Raw genomic sequence first — 19,300 nt, forward strand, 5'->3', positions numbered from 1 at the left:
CGTCTGGCTGCGGGGGTGGCTCTCCGCACTCCACGCCGCTAGCCAGCACCAGTGCGGCTGCTCCCTCACCCTCTACGTCACCAGACCCCAAGAGCCAGGCATCTGCCGCGGCGCAGGCTATGGTCGAAAAGTACTTCGCCACTACTGACCGCATCGGGCAGGACCCCAGCACCCCGCTATCGCTCCTCAAGTCCGTCGCTGTCAGTACGTTGCTGACCGCGGAGCACAACACGCTCAGTCAGTGGCGGTCCAAGGGTTGGAAGCAGACCGGCGACACCAAGGTCACCAAGATGCAAGTCGGGACGATCAGTCTCGACAACTCCAACCCAGCAAAGGGCAAAGTCCCCTACGTCACCATCGACGTGTGCGTGGACGCGAGTGCAACCCGCGTGACGGACCGGGCCGGGAAGCAGGTCGGCCAGCCAGTGTCTGCACTGACGACCCGGTACACGGTCGCCAACTACCACTGGAATACCGACCGTGCCAATGGCTGGCGCGTAGCGGTCGGTGAGGACCAGGAGGTCGGGAAATGCACGCTGTGAGCTACGCCCCGCTCCGCACCGGTAGGGCGACTGCGTCACTGCTGTTGGGCGTCGCGGCAACTCTGGCCATCGTCGTTCTTCGTATCGCACCGGCCGCACACGCGGAGACCAAGTGCCAGCTCGTGAACCCAACCACCCAGCAGTGCACGGTGTGGGTCACGGTGCCCGATCCGACCCCGACCCCGAACCCGACCCACGGCCCTGGCCCTGGGAGCTCCGGGGATACGGGGCCGGCGTGCTACAGCGACGGCTCGAACTTGGTCAATAAGGGGCCGGTCCCGTGCCAGGACAACGGGCACTGGTGGTCGAATGCGAACCAGTGCTACATGTGGCTGGCCGATCCCCAGCCGCCGCCGACTGATCCGGCGTGGGGTGGGCACTACCCGGATGGCGCCATCTACGGCTGCCAGGTGCTCGGCTACGGAGCGATCCCGATCTGGCTCACGAATCCGCCGGACCGACCCGGTACTGGACCAACCCCGTACCAGGTCGCGCAGCTGGCCATCAAGCAGATGAACATGCACGCGATCACGGTTGGTCTGGCGCCAATGCCGACGGAGGCGAACCCGAAGGCGATGGGGGTGATCGGCGTGCCGGTGTGGATGTGGGTTCAGAACCCGACCTCCACCACGTACGGGCCAATCACAGCGTCGGCCAGCGCCGGCGGAATCACGGTGACGGCGACCGCGACGGTCGAGAGGGTCGAGTGGGACATGGGTGATGGCTCAGCGCCGATCAACTGTGGTCAGGGCACCCCGTACAACAGCTCGGTCGACGGGACGAGGCCGTCGCCGGACTGCGGCTACACGTACCAGAAGACGTCCTGGAACAAGCCAAACCACGAGTACACCGTCACCGCGAACTCGTACTGGAAGGTGGACTGGGCTGGCGCCGGCCAGCAGGGCACCATTCGGCTGCCCGCGCTCGTATCGACGGTGCACATCAAGGAGGGCGAACTCCAGGTCCTGAACAACCACGGCTGAGGAGGCCCAGTTGATGTCGACCAGCGCTTTCCGGTCCTTGTCCTGACCCGCGCGGTGGCTTACCGGATAATGCCGAGATCCGGACGTGCGTCACTTCGGCCTAGAATGACTAAGCGGCCAAAGCGAACACGGAGTGGTCTGGCACGCCTCGTGCTTTGGAAGCCTCAGATGCTGCTGGCGAGGAAGGTCGCGACCTCGGAGACGTTCGGGTGCTCCAGGCGGTCGACCTCGTTGGTGCTCAGCTCGAAGTCCGTGCCGTCGATAAAGCGGAACTTCCACGTCCGGCGGACCGCGTGCTCGGGCTGCCACGCCTTCACGTCACCGGTGGCGGTCACCTCGACGCCGGCGAGGTTGGCCAGCGGCGTAGTCACCACCGTCACGTTCGGGTACTCGAGGTACTCGACGGCGCTGCGGCCCGGCCGGGAGCTGCTCCAGATGTCACCGCCGGGACCGACAGCGGTCGCGCTGACCTGGAGGAGCACCCGGTCGGTGACCGCGATGCACGTCCAAGTGGTCTGCTTGCTGACCTCATCGAAGTGGACCTGCCCGATGCCGAGCGACAGGTCGGCGGCGAAGCCATGGGCGAAGACGGTGTCGACGACCTCGCGCGGCGGGTACTCGCCGTAGCGGGGGTGCTGCCAGATGTCGTACAGGTGCTGCTTGGCGGCGGTCTCGGGCTCGCCCGAGCTCCCGGTGATGCTGGTGGTCATCTGCCCTCCCTGGGAGATTGTTGTCGTCGTCGGCGCGAGGCTGCGCCGAGGCAGTTCGGCGCGCCCTGCGCGAGCCGAGCTGCGCAGTGTCCTGGCTGGGGACTCGCTGGACGCTGGGAAGCGAGTGCTAGCGAGACAGTGAAACTTTACGCGGATAAACCGCGTGATTTCAGGTTCGCACGAGAAAAGCAGCCACGCAAGACCGGCTTCAGTTCCGTTTCCGGCCCGACCTACGCGTAGAGTGGCGCCTCGAGGACCCCGAACGGGGCTTGTCGAACCTTGTGGATACGACTTGTCAATGCTTGTCAGGAGCGGTTTCGAATGGCTTTCCGTGCAGTGAGCGGCCCGGTCGCAGTACCGGCGACACCGCTGGAGTTGTTCGACGAGATTCCCCGCAAGCCCGGTGCCATCCCCGAGCTGTGGCGGCCACAGGCGGACCTCCTGCGGGCTTACGCCCCCGGCTTCGTCGACCAGCCCGACGTCGCGTTCGAGCTGCCGACCGGTACCGGCAAGACCATGGTCGGCCTGCTCGCCACCACCTGGCGCCGCATGAAGTTCGACAAGCCGGTCGTGTACGCCTGCCCGACCAAGCAGCTCGCCTACCAGGTCGCCGAGGTCGCACGTCGGGAGCAGATCGCGGCCGTCACTCTGGTCGACAGCCACCGTTACTGGGACGGCAAGGACCAGGCGGCGTACGAGTCCGCCGAGGCCGTCGCGCTCACCACGTACTCCGGCATCTTCAACGCAAGCCCGAAGTTCGGCGAGCCCGGCACCATTCTGTTCGACGACGCCCACGCCGCCGAGCAGTACGTCGCCGAGGCGTGGACCCTCAACATTCAGCGGAAGAACCCGGCGTACGAGGCCATCCTCGACATCGTCGCCACCGGCCTCGACGGCATGTTCGTCCAGCGCCTGAAGTCCCCTGCCCCCGACATCGGCACCAAGCGGGACGTCCGACTCGTCGTCCCGAGCCGGTACGACGCTCTCACTGCCCGCCTCGACCGCGCCCTGGCGCAACTGCCCGAGAAGAGCCCGGAGTGGTGGCAGGCCCAGATGGTCCGCTCGGGCCTGAACTCCTGCCTGGTCTACGTCTCCTGGCGCACCATCAGCATCCGGCCGTTCATCCCCCCGACCAGCGCCTGTCGCCCGTTCACCAACGCCGACCAGCGCATCTATCTGTCCGCCACCCTCGGTCACGCCGGCGAACTGAACCGAGCGTTCGGCCGCGAGTCCATCAAGCGAGTGCCGCTGCCGCAGGACTCCCGCGCACCGCGGTCGGGCCGCCGGTACTTCGTGTTCTCCGACCTGACCGACGCCGACCCCCTCCAGGTCGCCCAGACCGCAGCGACGGCCGCCGGCAAGACGCTGGTCCTGGCCAAGTCGACCAACCAGGCAGTCGAGGTGGCCACCGCGGTCAACGTCGCGGGCTCGCCGCTGTTCACCAAGGACGACATCGCGACCACCACCGAGGTCTTCGCCAAGGCACCCAAGGGTGTCCTCGCGCTCGCCGGCCGGTACGACGGCATCGACCTGCCCGGCGACGCGTGCCGCCTGGTCGTCCTCCAGGGCCTCCCCGAGCTCCCGCACCTGCAGGAGCAGTTCCTCGCGACCAACCTCCGCGCGCGTGCGGCCCTCGAGGAGCGCACCCGCATCCGTGTCGTCCAGGGCGCCGGCCGCGCGACCCGCAGCCCGAACGACCACGCCATCGTGCTCGTCCAAGGCACCGACCTCATGCGGTACCTGACGAACAACAGCCGCATCGGCTCCCTCGACGTCGACCTGCAGGCCGAGGTCTACTTCGGCGCGGAGAACTCCGAGGAACAGACCCTGGCCGACATCAAGCACAACATCGACATGTTCCTCGAGCAGGGCGACGCCTGGCACACCGGTGCCGAGCCCCACCTGCGCGAGGTCCGTGCACGCCTCACCCGCACTCCGATCGAGGGTGAGGCCAAGCTCGCGGCGTCTGCGCCGCACGAGGTTCTCGCGGCCCAGTGCGCCTGGCGTGGCGACTACGTCGGCGCGCGCGCCGCCGCGCAGGCAGCCGCCCAGGCGCTCTCCGGTGAGGAGAAGCTCCGCTCCTATCGGTCGTTCTGGACCTACCTCGCCGCCGTCTACTCGTTCGCTGCGACCGCGTCCGACGCGAACGCGAAGCGAACCGGCACCGGTCTCCTCGCCGAAGCCCACAAGGCAGCGAAGGGCACCACCTGGCTCCGCGAGACCGACCCCGGTGACGTCCCGGTCGAGCAGGTCGCCGGCGACCTGCCTGCCCTCAAGCGCATCGCCGAGACGGTCGCTCGAGGCATTACCCGGACCAAGGTCGGCACCGCGTTCGACACCATCGACGCCCGCCTCGCCGCGGTCGAGCACCAGAAGAGCGAGCCCGCGCTCACCGATCTCGGCAAGTGGCTCGGCGCTGACGCCGGCAAGCCCGGCGGTCAGGCCCGTGCCGACTCGGTCTGGTGCTGGGCCGAGCAGATCTGGGTCGCGCTCGAGGCCAAGACCGAGGAGAACCCCGACCAGTCCCTGTCCATCAAGGACGTCCGACAGGCCAACACACAGCTGAAGTTCGTCGCCGAGGACCGCGGCGTCGCGATGCCTGACCTCGTCGCCGACATCATCGTGTCCCCGCGGACCAACATCAGCCCGGACGCCGCGACCGCGGCCGACCCATGGGTGTACCTCGCCCACCCCGACGAGATGCGCGCCATCGCCCGCGACGCCCGCGACGCGTGGGTTGCGCTCCTCCTGCGGCACAAGGGCCACGAAGGTGACGACCTCCGCGAACTCATCCGGACCGTGCTCGGCGAGCACCGGTGCCTGCCCAGCCAGGTCCTCCAGCGCCTGACCATCGAGCCGGTCAACGGCTGAGACACCGAGAGACACAGGAGCCGGCGTGCAGCTCATCAGGGCCTTCTACCAGCCGGGCGGACAGCCCCCGTTCGTGCCGCAGTTCACCGACACCGACATCGCAGCCGGATTCGGAGCCACCGCAGCGACCGCGCTCGGCGCCGGCGCTTACGGCGAGACCTGGAAGGTCACCGTCGGCGGAGAAGACCTCGCAGTGAAGGTCATCATCGACCCCGACTACCCCGAGCCGTTCCTCAAGCGAGAAATCCGCGGCCTCAAGTCGGTCTCCTGCCCGAACGTCGTCAACCTCCGCGAGACCCGGACCGTCACCATCAAGGGCAAGGACCACGCCGCCCTCGTGTTCGAGTTCATCGACGGCGGAGACCTCGCCCACTACCTCACCCCCGGGCAAACCGTCCCGCCCGACGACGTACGCCGGTTTGCCCGCGGACTCATCGGCGGCGTCGCCGAACTCCACGCCACCGGCACCGTGCACCGCGACATCAAGCCCGAGAACATCGCACTCCGCGGGGGCGACATCGGCCAGCCCGTCCTACTCGACCTCGGCCTCGCCAAGGTCCTCGACCAGGAGACCCTCACCGTCTACCCCGAGCTCATCGGCACCGTGCCGTTCATGTCACCCGAACAGCTCCGAGGCGAGAAAGCCCGCCAGCTCGCCGACGTCTTCGGCATCGGCGTCGTCCTCCACGTGATGGTCACCGGGCAGCACCCGTTCTACGGCGACAGGGCCCACGCACTCGACCACGCCGCCGCCATCAAGCGGCTCACCGACGGCGCCGACGAACTACCCGAGGAACTACCCAACGACCTCAAGAACGTCGTCTCCCGGATGCTCAACCCCACCGCATACCAACGCGGCAGCGCAGCCCGGGCACTGAACGACCTCGACTGAACCTAGGAGACACCCCGTGACCCGCTCGCTCGTCCGTACCCCGGCAGCACCCAACGCCCCCACCATCGGCGAAATCCTCAACGGCGACGTCCCCACCCTGGTGGTCCACCGCAGTTGGGCTCACTCCGCGCTGCTGCCCGACCTCATCACCCGCGCAGCCAAGTCCGTCGGCACCGAGGCCGGCATCGCAGCAGCAACCCGCCTGACCCGACAGCCCCCCGCTGGAGCACAAACGTTCATGCACTCGGTACGGCAGGCCGCACTGCGCATCGCCGACCCCGAGATTCACACCCTCAACGGCCCCAACCAGGCCCCCCACGCCGTCCCCGCAAAATCAGTCAAGACCTGGTACCCGTGGGCGAAGGAGGTCCCCGCCATCCCCAAGAAGAAGTGGGTCGGCAGGGTCCTCGACGCCCAGTACGACGCAGGCGCGAACGTGTTCCTCTCCGCGAGCGGCTGGGTCGGCACCGCCGGGGTCGCCGAACTCGACACTGCGATGGAGTGGGTGAGGAAGTCCCGCAAGGAACTTGAGGACGAGCCGATGTTTGTCAACCTCACGCTCCACCACACCTGGCTCTCGAACAGCAGGTTCCGTGACTACCTGCTCGCAGAGCTCGTCGAGAACCCCGAGAAACTGTGGTGGGTTCGAGTCATGTGGCCGCGGGTAACGCCTATCAACTACTCGCAGCTCCGCCACGCCGACGTCCTCGCCGGCTACAGGGAACTCGCACGTACCGCGAGGGCCGAGGGCAAGGTCGTCTTCCTTCCCAACAGCGCCGGCACCGGATGGCTGGCCACCGCACTGGGCGCCAGCGGATTCTCCACCGGGATGTCCGGAGCCGAACGAGCCTACGAAGACAAGCCCCCGCAGGGCGGTGGCGGCGGCAACGAGGAACGCCAGCGGTACTTCGACCGAAACGTCCTTCACACCACCCTCTACCCCGACCACCGCAAGCTCCTCGACCAGCCCGGTCACACACAGTGCACGTGCAAGTACTGCCGCACCCTGTCCCCCACCACCTGGGACAAGAAGGACGAGCAGCTGCACTACCTGCTCAGCGTGGCCGAGCTGACCGGTGAACTAGGACGCGACCCCAAGAAGCGGCAGGCGAAAGCGCTGAAGCTTGTCCAGGATGCGAAGGCGTTCGTTGCCGGGCTCTCCGCGACCGCGCAGCTGTTCGGCGAGAGCGCGCCCAACCACCTCGGGAACTGGGAAACGCTGCTCACCTGAGCTAGCGAACGGACTGAGGCGATGTCAGGCGCTCGCGACGAATGGGAGAACTCTCCCGAACACGTGCGACGTCGTCCCGACGATCGTCTGGGCCAGACGCATCTCCCAGACCCGCTCCCCCAGAACCTGCTGAGCAAGGTCCAGGTGACGGCGACGCTTGCTCGGCATCCGTTCAACGGCAGCGGTGTCAGTGGCGGCGTCCACGCTCATCAGGCCGATGCCGTCTCGCGCGAGCTCCTTCGCGTACGTGCGCGCCGGGGCAATGTGGGCGGCGTCGAGCGCCATGAACGCCCGGTTCGCTACCGCCTGATGACGCCGGACCTGCGAGACAGCATCACGCCACTTCGACCGCTTGGCCTCCACGGTGACGACCCAGCTGAGCAGCGGCTCGAACACATGCAGGAGCTCGACATCGGTTGCTCGGCTGCCGAGCGGGTTCGTCCAGCCGCCCTCCGCCAGGGTCGGGAGGACGCTGCGGCGAAGGTGCGCGCGGGACACGGCCGAGCTTGCAGCGAGCGCGTCGATGTCAATGACTCCAGCGGTCAGCGCCCGCAGTACTCGAGCCGAGGTTGTGTCGGTCACCGGCGCGGCGCCATGCTGAAGGCGGTGGCGCTGAGCGGCCGGGTCGTACTGGACGATGACGACGTCCGGGACAGCTTCGAACGCCTGGACCTCGTACAGGACGCTGTACCGGCCGGGGTCCGGGAGCCCGGCAACAAGGCGGTCCGAGGCGGCCGCGATGGCCGGCATCATGTGCGCCTCGAACTCGAACCGAGCAAGGGTCCGCGTGGCAGTCATCGGGTTGCCCCGTGGGCGTGGCTGGTCATGACGTTCACCGTGCCTGCGAGGACGGAGCGTGCAATCGCCGACTATGCCGGCTGGGCGCGGGATTGGTGGAGTGGCTCATGTTGGGGACGTGGGCAGCGGCGGTGGTCGAGGTGAAGGGCTTCTGGAGATGTTGAACGTTCATCAGATTTCCTCCCTTCCGCTACGTCTCGGACCATACCCTCCCCGAATTTCTGGAGGGTCAAAACGCGAGGTTCGCCACTCCGATGAACTCTTGACCCGAGTACCGACAGAACGAGTTCCCAAGCGGAAAGTCGCGGCTCCTCTGCGCCCAGATCGACGCGAGGTCGGCGGCTCGTGGCAGCATCAGGAACACCAGTGGAACCAGGAAGGGGAGGGCAGATGAACGGCATCACCGAAGCCGACATCGAGGCGTTCCCACGCGTCCTCACCGAACACGGACCCCACCCCGACGACATACCCGGACTCTTGACCTGGGCGCCCGTCGCGCTCACCCGGATGCTCTGGCGCGACACCGTCCTCGAGGAATGGCACGGCGCCGGACGCATCCACGACGCCGAGATGATGGCCGCGAACGTCGCCACCACCCGCATCATCCGCGACAGCATGTGGACCCAGTTCGCAGACGCCCTCACCGAAGGACTCGACAGCCGCCATGCCCTCACCCTCGAATACACCGAAGTCCTCGAAGCCTGGTTCAGCTGCCTCCACGACGACGTGTTCGCACCCGACCGAGGACTCCCCCACGGCATCACCCTCGCCGAACTCGCACGCGACGAGCTCGAAGAGTTCTCCAACCGTGCTGGACACATGCTCGACAACCTCCTCGACCTCGCCGACTCCCACGGCCCGCACGCGACGCTGATGATGCTCGCCAACTGGGGCAAGCAAGCCCGCTGGTGGTGGAGCACACCCACTTGGCCTTACCAGGTCGACGAGTTCCTCAGCCGCATCGACGACCCGGACCACGCGTTCTGGAAAGTCGGCGGACCGCCCGGGCCCGCACCCGAACCAGGCGACGACCGCGCATGGCTCCGCAAGATGCTCCTCGTCGGGCCGGACCAGATGCCCATTGAAGTCCTCGACTGGTGCATCGGCCCCGGCGGCATCGGATTCGCCCGCGGCGAACTCCCGCCCGACATCCCACCCGAGCACACACAAGCGTCAGCCTGATGAACCACCGCGACGCCGAACCGCACCCGCCGGCCGGAGACCGAGATGCGCGACCAGGCTCGCGCCCCCACGCCTACCGAACCGTCACCGCGCACGCCAGAATTGGACACGTGACACCGGACCTCCTCGAACTCAGCCGCGCCATCGACCCGGTAGAGCTCGGACAACGCATCCGGACCGCACGCATCGCAGCCGGCCTCACCCAAGCCGACATCGCCGGAGGAGACGTCTCCCCCGCCCACATCTCCCGCATCGAAAGCGGAGACCGCCGCCTGGACAACAAGCTCCTCCAACGCATCGCCTCACGCCTCGATGTCACAGTTGAAGAGCTCCTCACCGGCGTCAGCATCGACCAGCAACGCCAGATCGAGCTACTTCTCGACTTCTCAGAGATGGCCCTCGCACTCGGCGAGAACACAACGGCTCTCGAACACACCACTGAAGCTGTACGCGGTCTCGACGTCCCGGGGTTGCGCAATCTTCAACGACGCGCCCTACACCTCCACGGCCTCGCACTCGAAGCGCACGGCGACCTCAGACAGGCCATCCAGACCCTCGAACAAGTCACGTCCACGCCCAGGACCGACACTCTCTGGCTCCGTGCCGTTGTCGCACTCACTCGCTGCTACTGCGAGATCGGTGACGCCGGACGTGCCATCGAACTCGGCGAACACGCAGCCGTCATCGCCCGCGAACTCAACCTCGAAGGGCTCTCAGAAGCCAACCAACTCGCCATCGCCATCGCCGGCGCCTACATGCAACGAGGCGACAACCAACTACGCACTCGAGCTGTACAAGTACGCCATCCAAGCCTCAGACGAACGCGAAACCCCACTCGACCAGGCGCTCGCGTACTGGCAAGCGAGCGCTGTCGAAGCCGAGCAAGGTGCGTTCGATGTCGCCCTAGACCTGTCTAAGCGCGCGCTCGCGCTTCTCGAACTCGGCGCCGCAGCCCGCGACCGAGCACGAGTGCGCATCCGGTACGCCGGTACCCAACTCAAGGCAGAACCACCAAACGTGCGTGGCGCGATGACTGCTCTTGAGAAGGCCGGCAAGGAACTCGTCTGGTCCGCGCCCCGCCCCATCGACGTGGCAGAACACCACCTCATGCTCGCGCGAGCCGAACTCGAGCTCGGCCACCACGACGCCGCCATGGAGTTCATCGCCAACGGTGCCGACATCGCCGTCGACGTGCCCCTGCTCGCGGCCGAAGCACACCTCCTGCGCGGCCGGGTCGCAGCCATCGAAGGCGACCCACGCACCGCTAACGGTGCCTACGAGCGCGCTGCAGCCATCCTCACGGGGCTCGCCCCTTCGCCAACGGGCGCACAGCTCTGGTTCGAGCTCGGCGGCTTGTTCAACGACATCGCCCAACGGGACGCTGCGCTTGACGCATTCCAAAGAGCAGCCGCATCTGCAGGAGTTGCGTCGCGAAGCGGCCGACACTAAGCCAGCGAGTGGTCAGCCGCGCGATACCTAACTGAAACGAGCGCCCGGCGACTCCGAAGTGATAAATCCCGGCCTGCCTCACATGTCAGTGCAATCCGGACATCTAACAGCACGCGGGGAGCGCGACGCCGCCTGGGGGACGCCACCTGCACGCCGAGATAAGAGCGGACTGCCGGCGTCCTGTGCGCCGGCCGAGCATCTACTCGACCCGGGTCGCTACCGAGCTGACTTCAACTTCGACGATCCAGCCTTCGAAGGTCTGGCGATCTCGATGGTCAGCCGAGTGCTCCGCGCTCCACTTGTCCGCGACGACTACCTCATTAAGCATTCCTGACCCGGCGATCGGCACCATCAGTTGTCCTGACCCTGAGGCTGGGTGTTCGGTGGCAGGTGACCTAGGGGCCGGGTCTGGCGGGCGTGGGCGAGCGCGAGGAGCTGCTGCGAGACGCGGTCGTCGGGGTCGAGGATGCCCCGGTCGGCGAGCAGCCAGGACTGGCCACGTTGAGTCGTCACCGGTGCTCACCTCCTGCTCAGCGGTGCCCAGAGAGACCTGTCGACGGTGGACCTCACCCCCTCAGGGTATGGCCGCAAGGCCTTGATACCGCGCAACCGGCTAATAGAACCAATAGGTCTTGGGACGGTATTCAACGGGTCAGCCCAAACTTTCTCGACTTCTCGGGGAACGTTGCGTTGACCTGCGCAAACGCGAGTTCGCGCACCGTTCCCCAGGCACGTTCCCCCTCCGAAAACACGGGTTGCGGGAACGAAACCGGTAACGCCCGAAGGCGACCTTTCCGTCGTGACCATCCACGACGAAAGGACCGCGATGAGCGTGCAGCAGCAGCTGGGGCTGGAAGAGGACGGCCTGCTGATGCAGCAGGTCCGGGAGCGCTGGTCGACGTGGTCGTCCCACGACGAGCGCCTGAGTGCTGTTGTCGAGGTCGACGAGTTGCGCGACTGGCTCCGTACTGTCGACGTGGAGAAGCGCGAGGACGCCCTCTACGCCCTGGCGTACATGGCAGCCACCGACGCCGGCGATGACCACTTCGCCGGCGCCGCACTGGCCTGGGCCCTCTTGCCGGGAGCCGCCACCCTGGCGGCCCGGCTGGCCGGGTTCTCTCCTCGCATCGATGACCTGGTAGCCGCCCAGCTGTGGCTCGAGGTCCGTTCCTTCCCTTGGAAGCGCCGCCGCAAGGTAGCCGCCAACATCTTGGCCGCCACCCGCGCCGGGGTCCTGCTCGACCTCGGCGACCTGGGTCAGGTACGCCGCTCCGACCGCGCCTGGGCCAACACCGGCCTGCTGTACGGACGCCTCCTTGAGGGTGAGTGTGAGCCCGGCGTCGACGCCGCCCAGTTCAACGAGAAGACCCGCGAGCAGCTCACCGTCGACTTCTTCGCCGACCGGACCCCGACCCAGGAGGTCGAGGCCCTCCTGGCCTGGGGGGTGTGTGAGGGGCTCATCAGCGACCGTGACCGGCTCGTCTTGACCGAGCTGATCGAGGAGGCCGAGACCACCGTTCCGGCCCGCGGTCGGACTGCCAACTGCGGCCTCGGCGGGCGCGAGATCACCCGCAAGGTCGGCGACCGGCTGGGTGTCTCCTCCGCCACGATCCGTCGGCACCTCAACACCAGCGTCGCCGCCCTGACGGCCGCCTCGGATCGGTACGTCGCATGAGCCGCCCGACCAATCCCGGCAGCGGTGAGCACCAGGGCTCCTTGCGGCGCCTTCAGTTGGTGATGGACACCAACGACTCCGACCTCACCCCAGGCGACATCAGCCGTCTTTTCCAGGTCGCCGCGCTCGAGCAGCAGACCATCGCCGAGATGGACGCCTGCTGGGAGCGGCTCCGCGCTAGCCACCGCGCGAAGGAGCGGCTCCAGCACCTCACCCCGAGCGAGGTCCACGACGCGATCGCCCGCTCGCGCCAGGCCCTGGGTGAGGACGGCGAGTGATGACTACGACCACCCAGGACCCCAAGCACGACACCCGAACCGGTAAGGCGGTCGCTACCGGGGCGGGTCGTCCGATCGTCTCCCTCGGTGAGCTCCAGCGAGCCTGGGAGGCAGTGCAGTCCGGACGCTTCCGCTCCACTGCCCGCCCCGGGACCGCCGGTAACGCCGCCGCGTCGCCGTCGTCGGGGGAGTGGTTCGCGGCCGAGACCGTCATCCCGATCATCGGCGCCGGGGGCAGTGTCGGAGCCACCATCCTCGCCCTCGCGCTGGCCACCGTCTCCACCTCACCGGCCCGTGTCGTCGAGTGCTGCTCGGCCTCGGCGAGCGGCCTGGCCTCGGCCAGTACAGCCGAGCTCGGTGCTACCGGCACCGGCTGGCGCCGCGGCCTGCGCGATGGGCTTCACCACCGGATCCTCCTCGAGCGTGCTGCCGAGCGGATCAGCACGGCGGCCGCCGTGCCGCTGCCCACCGACCCCGACCGGCCCGTCGCGGTCACCTTCCTCGACTGCGGCTGGGACCTCGACCACCTCCTGGCCGACGGCTGGCTGGCCGAGCTGGTTGCCACGGCACCGGTCCTTGTCGTGGCCACGACCGCCACGGTCCCTGGGATGCGCCGCCTCGAGGTCGCCCTGGACGCACTCCAGGCCGCCGCCCAGGTGACCGTCGCGGTCCTCGGCCCTCGCCGCAAGAAGTGGGGCCGCCCCGTCGAAGGATCGCTCGGCCCGGCCATCCGGGCACTTGACGCCGTCGACGGCTTGGTCGAGATCCCGCTGGACCGCGACCTCAGCGTTTACGGCCCGACATCCACGCCGCTGCCCCAGCCACTGCTCAGTGCGGCCGGCCAGCTGCGCGACCGACTGCCCGCCCCGGCCACCGCCCTCGCGGCGGACGGCTTCGACACCTCGTGCGACGGCGTCGACCACGAACCCCTGGTCGAGGGCCAGGACCGCTGAAACCCAGCACATCCACGAAAGGAAGCCAGCCCATGTCCACTCTGACCGCCACCTCGATCATGGTCGCGACCAAGATCTGCCCGAAGGCCCCGCCCGGAGCGGTGGCGCCCACCGATGAGATCACCGGCTACGTCCTGTGGGGCGTGATCACCCTGTTCGCCATCTCGGTGATCGTCGCCCTCGGTGCGATCATCGCCGGACGCGTCTTCGGAATGCCGCACGCCTCCAAGGTCGGCGTCATCTCGGTCGTCGTGGTCTTCATCTGCGCCGTGGCCTACCTGGTCCTGCCGGGCATGGTCAACGGCATCCTCGGAAACGGCTGCATCTGATGCCGCGAACCGCCATCGGGGCCAAGACGTCTCTCACCGACGGGTGGAGCCGCAACCGCCTGCTGGCCATCCTGGCTTCCGCAGGCATCGTGGCCCTGTTCCTCGTCGCCGGCTTCGGCTACGCGGTCTACCTCGCCATCCACTCCGCCGTCAACGGCACCTCGCCCGGCGAGCAGCCGACCTTGACCAGCCAGCAGATGAACAGCGACACCGCCCTCGGTGAGGAGCACCGCGACCAGATCGCAGCGCAGCCGATGCTCACCGTTGACGCGGACGCGATGAAGCCGACCACGCCGACCACCCAGCTCGCCAAGCCCATCCGCATCCCCGAGGCCACCATCACCGGCCCCGACGGCGTGCCCACCGGGTTCCCGCACACCCCCGAGGGCGCGATCGGGCAGCTCGCCGCACTGAGCCAGACCGTCATCGGCGCGATGAGCGTGGCGACCGCTCACCACGTCTACGACGACTGGGCCATGCCCGGGGGAGCGGGCGCCGACTCCTGGCAGATGACTGCCAACGTCACCTCCTTCCTCGGCGCCGCCGGCATGGGACCGACCATGTCACCGGGCGCCACCGTCTTCGCGATCCCGGCGGCCGCCCAGGTCAAGGGCACCGACGGCCCGGACTGGACGGTGGCCTGCGTCCTGTTCGAGGTCGACGCCACGATCAGCTCCCAGTCCTCCATCGGCTACGGCACCTGCGAGCGGATGCAGTGGAACCCCGACAGCGGGTCCGACAACCCTGCGGGAGGCCGCTGGATGATCGCCCCAGGTGCTCCACCGATACCCGCACCGAACACCTGGCCAGGCAGCGCGCTCGCGCTCAAGGCCGGCTGGCTCACCTGGACCACCACGCCCGCCGCGGTGCACACGGATAACGCCGCCGTCAATGCACCCGACAACCCCTCCGGCGACGGAGCGGGCACCACCGGCGACACCACAGCGAACTAGGGAGAACCAGCCGTGTCCACGACCCTTCTTGCCTCGGCCGGCCGGCCGAGCAGCATCGACGTCCCGAACCCGTTCAGTGACCTCCCGAACCCGTTCTCGGCTCTGGCCGGTGCCGCCGGCGACGCCGCCGGCAGCGTCGCCACCAACCTGTGGACCGCCGCGATGCTGGCCATCTGGAACGCTGGGCTGTTCTTCTTCCGGCTGATCCTTAACCTGATGGACTCCTGGCTCACCCCGGACCTGTCCACCGACGGCCCGGCCGGCAGCGTCTACCAGTACTGCTTCTGGATCGCCGGATCGCTGATGGTGATCTTCCTGGTCGGCCAGCTCGGCCTGGCGGCCTTCCGGCGCGACGCCAAGCTGCTCGGCCGAGCGGCGGTCGGCTCCGGCCAGTTCGTCCTAGTCTGGTCGTCCTGGCTCGGGTACTGCATCGCGCTCATCGCCGCCTGCGGCGGCCTGACCCGCGCGCTGATCCAGGCGCTGTTCGGTGGCGCCGACCTGTCGCAGATCAGTCTGTGGCAGGACTTCTCCACCGATTCGGTCACCAGCGCGGTCACCGCCACTGTGCTCGGCTTCCTCGGCATCTTCCTCATCATCGCCTCTCTCGCGCACCTGATGGTGTTCCTGGTCCGCTCCGCCTCGCTGATCGTGCTGGTCGCCACCAGCCAGATCTCGGCCGCCGGGCTGGTCGCGGAGTTCGGCAAGAGCTGGTTCTGGAAGAGCGTGCGCTGGATCCACGCCGCCGCCTTCGCCCCCGTGCTGATGGTCCTGGTCCTCGGGATTGGCGTGAAGATGACCGAAGGCGCGGCCACCGGGATGACCGACACCACCCAGCAGGCAATCGGCAGCGCTGTCCCCGGCGTGGTGCTCATCTGCATGAGCGCCGTGTGTCCCTACGCCCTGTTCAAGCTGCTGGCCTTCGTTGACCCCGGCACCGCCACAGGCGCTGCCATGCGTCAGGGCCTTGCCGCGAACGGCGGCATCTCAGGGCTCCTGTCCGGCAAGAAGGGCGGCAGCGAGACCGGCTCGAGCGCCGCCTCCACCACAGATGAGCACGGCACATCCTCGGGCGAAGACTCCGCAGAGGGCGCCACCAACGGCCGCTTCGCCAGCGCGATGAAGAGCGCCTTGGGCCCGATCGGTACGGGCATCGGCATGGCGAGCAGCTTCGGCGCGAAGGCCGCCGCGATCAGCACCGACCTGAACAACCAGGCCGGTGTTGGCGACCACAACCAGTACCCGGACTTCACCGCCATCGGCTCAGACCAGAAGCAGAACAAGTCCGGCAACACCAGCTCGAATTCGAGCGACGACCAGAACACCCCGGACAACTCGATGCCCGACGGCCCGCAGCCCGACGACACCGACCGCCGACCCCACGACGGCGGCCCGAAGCCTCCCAAGGGCCCGACGCCGCCCAGCGGCGGCCCCGGCGGCTCAAGCGGTCCCGGCAGCGGAGCTGGTGGTGCCGCTGGCGGCGCGGAAGTCGCAGCAGTAGCGGTCTGACCGCTCGATCCCATCCATACACACGAAGCCCGAAATCGAGGTTCGACCCATGGCTGTTTACTCCGACTACTCCCGCGAAAAGATCGGCTGGTTCTTCGGCCTCAACGGTTTCCAGTTCTCCTTCCTCGCCATCGGCAGCCTGCCGTTCTTCTGGGCCATCAAGACCGGCGCCTGGCTCTCGGCCGGCATGTTCCTGCTGATCTGGGTCGGCTTCGCGGGCGTCACAATCATCCCCGTCCGCGGCCGCTCGACCACGGGCTGGCTGGTCGCCACCCTCAGCTACAGCCTCGGCGGCCTCACCGGCTGGACCCGGTTTCGGTCCAAGGCATCGGCCGGCGCGATCGAGGACCTCGACGAGCCCGACATGCCCGGTCGGCTCCAGGGACTCCAGATCCACGACGGCCCACCATCGGGCGGCTCACAGAACCGCATCGCGATCATCCAGGACCACGCCACCCGCGCGTGGGCGGTGACGGCGGCCGTGACCCACCCGGGCATCGGCATGGCCGAGACCGACGAACGCGACCGCCTCGGCGCCGCTCTGTCGAACCTCATCGACGTCGCGGGTCGCACCGAGCTCATCGAGGAGCTGATCTTCCTGGTCCGCACCGTGCCCGACGACGGCGCCGAGCGAGAGCTGTGGGTCCGCAAGCACCGCTCCGACAACGCCCCCGAGCGGGCTCGTCGCACCAACGACGAGCTCGCCGACTGGCTGACGCAGGCTTCGGTGCGCACCGAGCAGTTCGTCACGATCGTCGTCCCCGAGGCCAACCTGGCCAAGCACGCCAGGGAGGCCGGCGGCGGGCTCGACGGCCGGGCCCGCACCCTGTACCTGCTGCTCGGGGAGATGCAGGAGCAGTTGGTCGGCGGCCTTGGCATGACCGCGGTCAACTGGCTCACCTCTCCCGAGCTCGCACTGGCGTGCCGCAGTGGCTTCGCCCCTGGCGATCGGGCCGGGATCATCCATGCCCTGGCCATGCGCGCCGAGGAGATCCGCAAGAACGGTGACTCTGGCGTCAACGCCGACGTGCCCTGGGCCCAGGCCGGCCCCTCGGGCGCCGACTCCACGATCCGGCACTACTCCCACGACGCCTGGAACTCTGTCTCGGCCACCTTCAAGCTGCCCGACCGCGGCGCCGCTATGGGCGCGCTCGCGCCGGTGCTGATGCCCAGCGAGCCCGGCGAGCGACGCTCCTACATGGTCGCCTTCCCGATCGTGCGCCAGTCCAAGGCCGACCGGCAGACCGGCAACGCCGAGTGGCAGGCCGATCTCGCGGAGGGGCTGCGCGGCAAGCTCGGCATGAAGGAGCGCACCAGGCAGAAGATCGAGAAGGCCAAGGCCCGGGGCTTCGACGCCAAACTGGCCCGGGGCAACTCCCTGACCCGCCCGTACGCGATCGCCACCGTCACGGTCCCCAAGACCCAGCGCATCGCCGACTTCGGCCGCCGCCTCGACGCCGCCATCCGACGGGCAGGGTTCGCGCCCATGCGTCTCGACATCGCCCACGACGTCGCCTTCGCCGCCTCCGTCGTGCCGCTCGGCGTGAGCCTCACCCGAAAGGGCGATGGCTGATGAGCACCAGGACCACCGTCGATGCCCTCTGTGGGCGACAGCCCGAGCAAGCGAGCACAGACCAGGAGAGCAGCACCATGACCAACCACCACCTCCGCTACCACCAGGACTCGCGGTACGAGGCCGGGTACGACGACGGGGTCGCCGATGCCGAGACCGGCCGCTCGCTGCGCCCCGACGTGCTCGAGCCGCACGACGAGGGCTACCGGCTGGGCTACTTCAACGGTCAGCGCTACAGCCTCGGCCTCGACGTCGCCGAGCCGCCGATGCCCGCCAGGCGGCCGAGCGAGGTCGTCACGCCGACGACCGCCCCTGACCGCGGGATCGGCCGATGAGCCGCCGTATCGCCGTGTCCAAGGGTGGCCGCGACGTCGCCATACTGCTCTCGGACTTCGGCCACGACCTGCCCGCCGTCCCGGCCGCAGCCGACCCGGTCAAGGACCCGCGTCTGTTCCCGCGTGGTGTCTCCCGCCAGGGCCGTGCCGCGGTCGGCCGCGGTTGGGCGGCCGCGAACGCGCCCGTCGCCTCCTACCGAATGACCAGCGACCAGGCGCCGGTCTTCTGGCCCTTTATCACCGCCCCGGGTCTGCCGCCGACCGGTGCGGTCATGGGTATCGACCAGCACTGCGGTGGGGCCTTCTACGCCGACCCGCTCGGGTGGGTGCTGCGCGACGACATCGCGGTCACCAACCCCAACATCTTCTGCTTCGGCAAGCCAGGTGGAGGAAAGTCTGGGACCACCAAGGCGTTCTGCAACCGGATGCTCGACTACGGCTACCGCGTCCTGATTCTCGGCGACACCAAGAACGAGTACGAGGAGCTGTGCCAGATCTACGGCGTCGATCCGTTCGCGATCGGCGTCGGACTGGGCACCCGGATCAACCCGATCGCCTTCGGGCCGCTCGGCCACGACTGGGAGAACCTGTCGGCGGCCGAGGCCCAGCGCCGCGCCGCGATCGTGTTCCGCCGCTGGCAGACCCTCGTCGGTGGCCTCGTCGGGTCCATGCGCGTCGGCGACCGTCGCGTCCCCTATGGCCCCACCGAGGCCCGCGTCGTGCTCGCGGGCCTGGAGTACCTCACCGGCTACTCATGCGACCAGAGCACGCTGGTCGAGACGACCATCCCGCAGCTGTGGCACCTGCTCGACAACCCCACCGAGGACCTGGTCAGCCAGTGCCGCTATGCCAGCAAGCAGCAGTTCTTCGACGAGACGCGCCTGCTGCGAGACGCGCTCGGGCAGCTCGTCACCGGCCCGCTGGCCGGCCTCTTCGACGACCACACCACCATCGACGTCGACTGGACCGCACCCATCCAGTCCCTCAACCTCGCCCGGCTGCGTGAGCTTGGCGAGGAACCGGTCGGCATCGCCCTGCTG

20 protein-coding genes are annotated in these 19,300 nt (G+C 68.3%); 17 read left to right on the plus strand and 3 right to left on the minus strand.

All coding sequences use genetic code 11. The features are described 5' to 3' along the window. Positions 1–119 precede the first annotated feature (119 nt). Together ACVW00_RS22050 and ACVW00_RS22055 are read left to right on the plus strand one after the other, a co-directional pair. Complete coding sequence (locus tag ACVW00_RS22050) at positions 120–542, plus strand: hypothetical protein (protein WP_457113036.1); 423 nt, start codon at positions 120–122, stop codon at positions 540–542. 326 nt (positions 543–868) lie between these two features. After that, on the plus strand, positions 869–1,525 hold the full coding sequence (locus ACVW00_RS22055; RefSeq protein WP_457113037.1) for a hypothetical protein: 657 nt from the start codon (positions 869–871) through the stop codon (positions 1,523–1,525). Between the two features lie 164 nt (positions 1,526–1,689). Here the strand turns inward: ACVW00_RS22055 and ACVW00_RS22060 are convergent, their stop codons facing one another. After that, complete coding sequence (locus ACVW00_RS22060; protein ID WP_457113038.1) at positions 1,690–2,235, minus strand: hypothetical protein; 546 nt, start codon at positions 2,233–2,235, stop codon at positions 1,690–1,692. A gap of 321 nt (positions 2,236–2,556) precedes the next feature. On the opposite strand from ACVW00_RS22060, the gene ACVW00_RS22065 reads away from it, so the two are divergent. Genes ACVW00_RS22065 through ACVW00_RS22075 form a run of 3 tightly spaced genes read left to right on the plus strand, consistent with a single transcriptional unit; the run spans position 2,557 to position 7,229 of the window. After that, the gene (locus tag ACVW00_RS22065) at positions 2,557–5,106 is read left to right on the plus strand and encodes a DEAD/DEAH box helicase family protein (protein ID WP_457113039.1); all 2,550 of its coding nucleotides are present in this window, start codon (positions 2,557–2,559) and stop codon (positions 5,104–5,106) included. A gap of 25 nt (positions 5,107–5,131) precedes the next feature. Beyond that, on the plus strand, positions 5,132–5,998 hold the full coding sequence (locus ACVW00_RS22070) for a serine/threonine-protein kinase (RefSeq protein ID WP_457113040.1): 867 nt from the start codon (positions 5,132–5,134) through the stop codon (positions 5,996–5,998). Between the two features lie 16 nt (positions 5,999–6,014). Then, positions 6,015–7,229, plus strand: a complete 1,215-nt coding sequence (locus ACVW00_RS22075; protein ID WP_457113041.1) for a hypothetical protein — start codon at positions 6,015–6,017, stop codon at positions 7,227–7,229. A gap of 24 nt (positions 7,230–7,253) precedes the next feature. On the opposite strand, the gene ACVW00_RS22080 is transcribed toward ACVW00_RS22075, so the two are convergent. Next, positions 7,254–7,979, minus strand: coding sequence for a hypothetical protein (locus ACVW00_RS22080; RefSeq protein ID WP_457113042.1), 726 nt, complete (start codon positions 7,977–7,979; stop codon positions 7,254–7,256). A gap of 555 nt (positions 7,980–8,534) precedes the next feature. Between ACVW00_RS22080 and ACVW00_RS22085 the strand changes: the two genes are divergently transcribed. The 3 genes from ACVW00_RS22085 (at position 8,535) to ACVW00_RS22095 (ending at position 10,658) form a co-directional block, all read left to right on the plus strand. Continuing rightward, entirely contained in the window at positions 8,535–9,209 is a 675-nt protein-coding gene (locus tag ACVW00_RS22085) for a hypothetical protein (protein WP_457113043.1), read from the plus strand. Positions 9,210–9,319: 110 nt separating this feature from the next. Beyond that, the gene (locus ACVW00_RS22090; RefSeq protein ID WP_457113044.1) at positions 9,320–10,126 is read left to right on the plus strand and encodes a helix-turn-helix domain-containing protein; all 807 of its coding nucleotides are present in this window, start codon (positions 9,320–9,322) and stop codon (positions 10,124–10,126) included. Positions 10,127–10,238: 112 nt separating this feature from the next. Continuing rightward, positions 10,239–10,658, plus strand: coding sequence for a hypothetical protein (locus ACVW00_RS22095; RefSeq protein ID WP_457113045.1), 420 nt, complete (start codon positions 10,239–10,241; stop codon positions 10,656–10,658). Between the two features lie 351 nt (positions 10,659–11,009). On the opposite strand, the gene ACVW00_RS22100 is transcribed toward ACVW00_RS22095, so the two are convergent. After that, entirely contained in the window at positions 11,010–11,171 is a 162-nt protein-coding gene (locus ACVW00_RS22100) for a hypothetical protein (protein ID WP_457113046.1), read from the minus strand. 286 nt (positions 11,172–11,457) lie between these two features. Here ACVW00_RS22100 and ACVW00_RS22105 point away from each other — a divergent pair, with 286 nt between their 5' ends. The 9 genes from ACVW00_RS22105 to ACVW00_RS22145 all read left to right on the plus strand — a co-directional run. Continuing rightward, complete coding sequence (locus ACVW00_RS22105; protein WP_457113047.1) at positions 11,458–12,333, plus strand: hypothetical protein; 876 nt, start codon at positions 11,458–11,460, stop codon at positions 12,331–12,333. Continuing rightward, the gene (locus tag ACVW00_RS22110; RefSeq protein ID WP_457113048.1) at positions 12,330–12,611 is read left to right on the plus strand and encodes a hypothetical protein; all 282 of its coding nucleotides are present in this window, start codon (positions 12,330–12,332) and stop codon (positions 12,609–12,611) included. Before ACVW00_RS22105 ends, ACVW00_RS22110 begins: the two co-directional genes overlap by 4 nt. Next, complete coding sequence (locus tag ACVW00_RS22115) at positions 12,611–13,564, plus strand: hypothetical protein (RefSeq protein ID WP_457113049.1); 954 nt, start codon at positions 12,611–12,613, stop codon at positions 13,562–13,564. Before ACVW00_RS22110 ends, ACVW00_RS22115 begins: the two co-directional genes overlap by 1 nt. A gap of 32 nt (positions 13,565–13,596) precedes the next feature. Continuing rightward, positions 13,597–13,893, plus strand: a complete 297-nt coding sequence (locus ACVW00_RS22120) for a hypothetical protein (protein ID WP_457113050.1) — start codon at positions 13,597–13,599, stop codon at positions 13,891–13,893. Next, a complete protein-coding gene (locus ACVW00_RS22125) occupies positions 13,893–14,846 on the plus strand; it encodes a hypothetical protein (protein WP_457113051.1) in 954 nt (317 codons plus the stop codon). The genes ACVW00_RS22120 and ACVW00_RS22125 overlap by 1 nt, the downstream gene beginning before the upstream one ends. A gap of 12 nt (positions 14,847–14,858) precedes the next feature. Next, entirely contained in the window at positions 14,859–16,352 is a 1,494-nt protein-coding gene (locus tag ACVW00_RS22130; protein WP_457113052.1) for a hypothetical protein, read from the plus strand. A gap of 49 nt (positions 16,353–16,401) precedes the next feature. After that, the gene (locus tag ACVW00_RS22135; protein WP_457113053.1) at positions 16,402–17,925 is read left to right on the plus strand and encodes an SCO6880 family protein; all 1,524 of its coding nucleotides are present in this window, start codon (positions 16,402–16,404) and stop codon (positions 17,923–17,925) included. A gap of 77 nt (positions 17,926–18,002) precedes the next feature. Beyond that, complete coding sequence (locus ACVW00_RS22140) at positions 18,003–18,260, plus strand: hypothetical protein (protein ID WP_457113054.1); 258 nt, start codon at positions 18,003–18,005, stop codon at positions 18,258–18,260. Then, a partial coding sequence (locus ACVW00_RS22145; protein WP_457113055.1) for an ATP-binding protein occupies positions 18,257–19,300 on the plus strand: 1,044 nt, incomplete at its 3' end. The genes ACVW00_RS22140 and ACVW00_RS22145, both read left to right, overlap by 4 nt.

The sequence above is a fragment of the Marmoricola sp. URHA0025 HA25 genome, assembly GCF_054059435.1.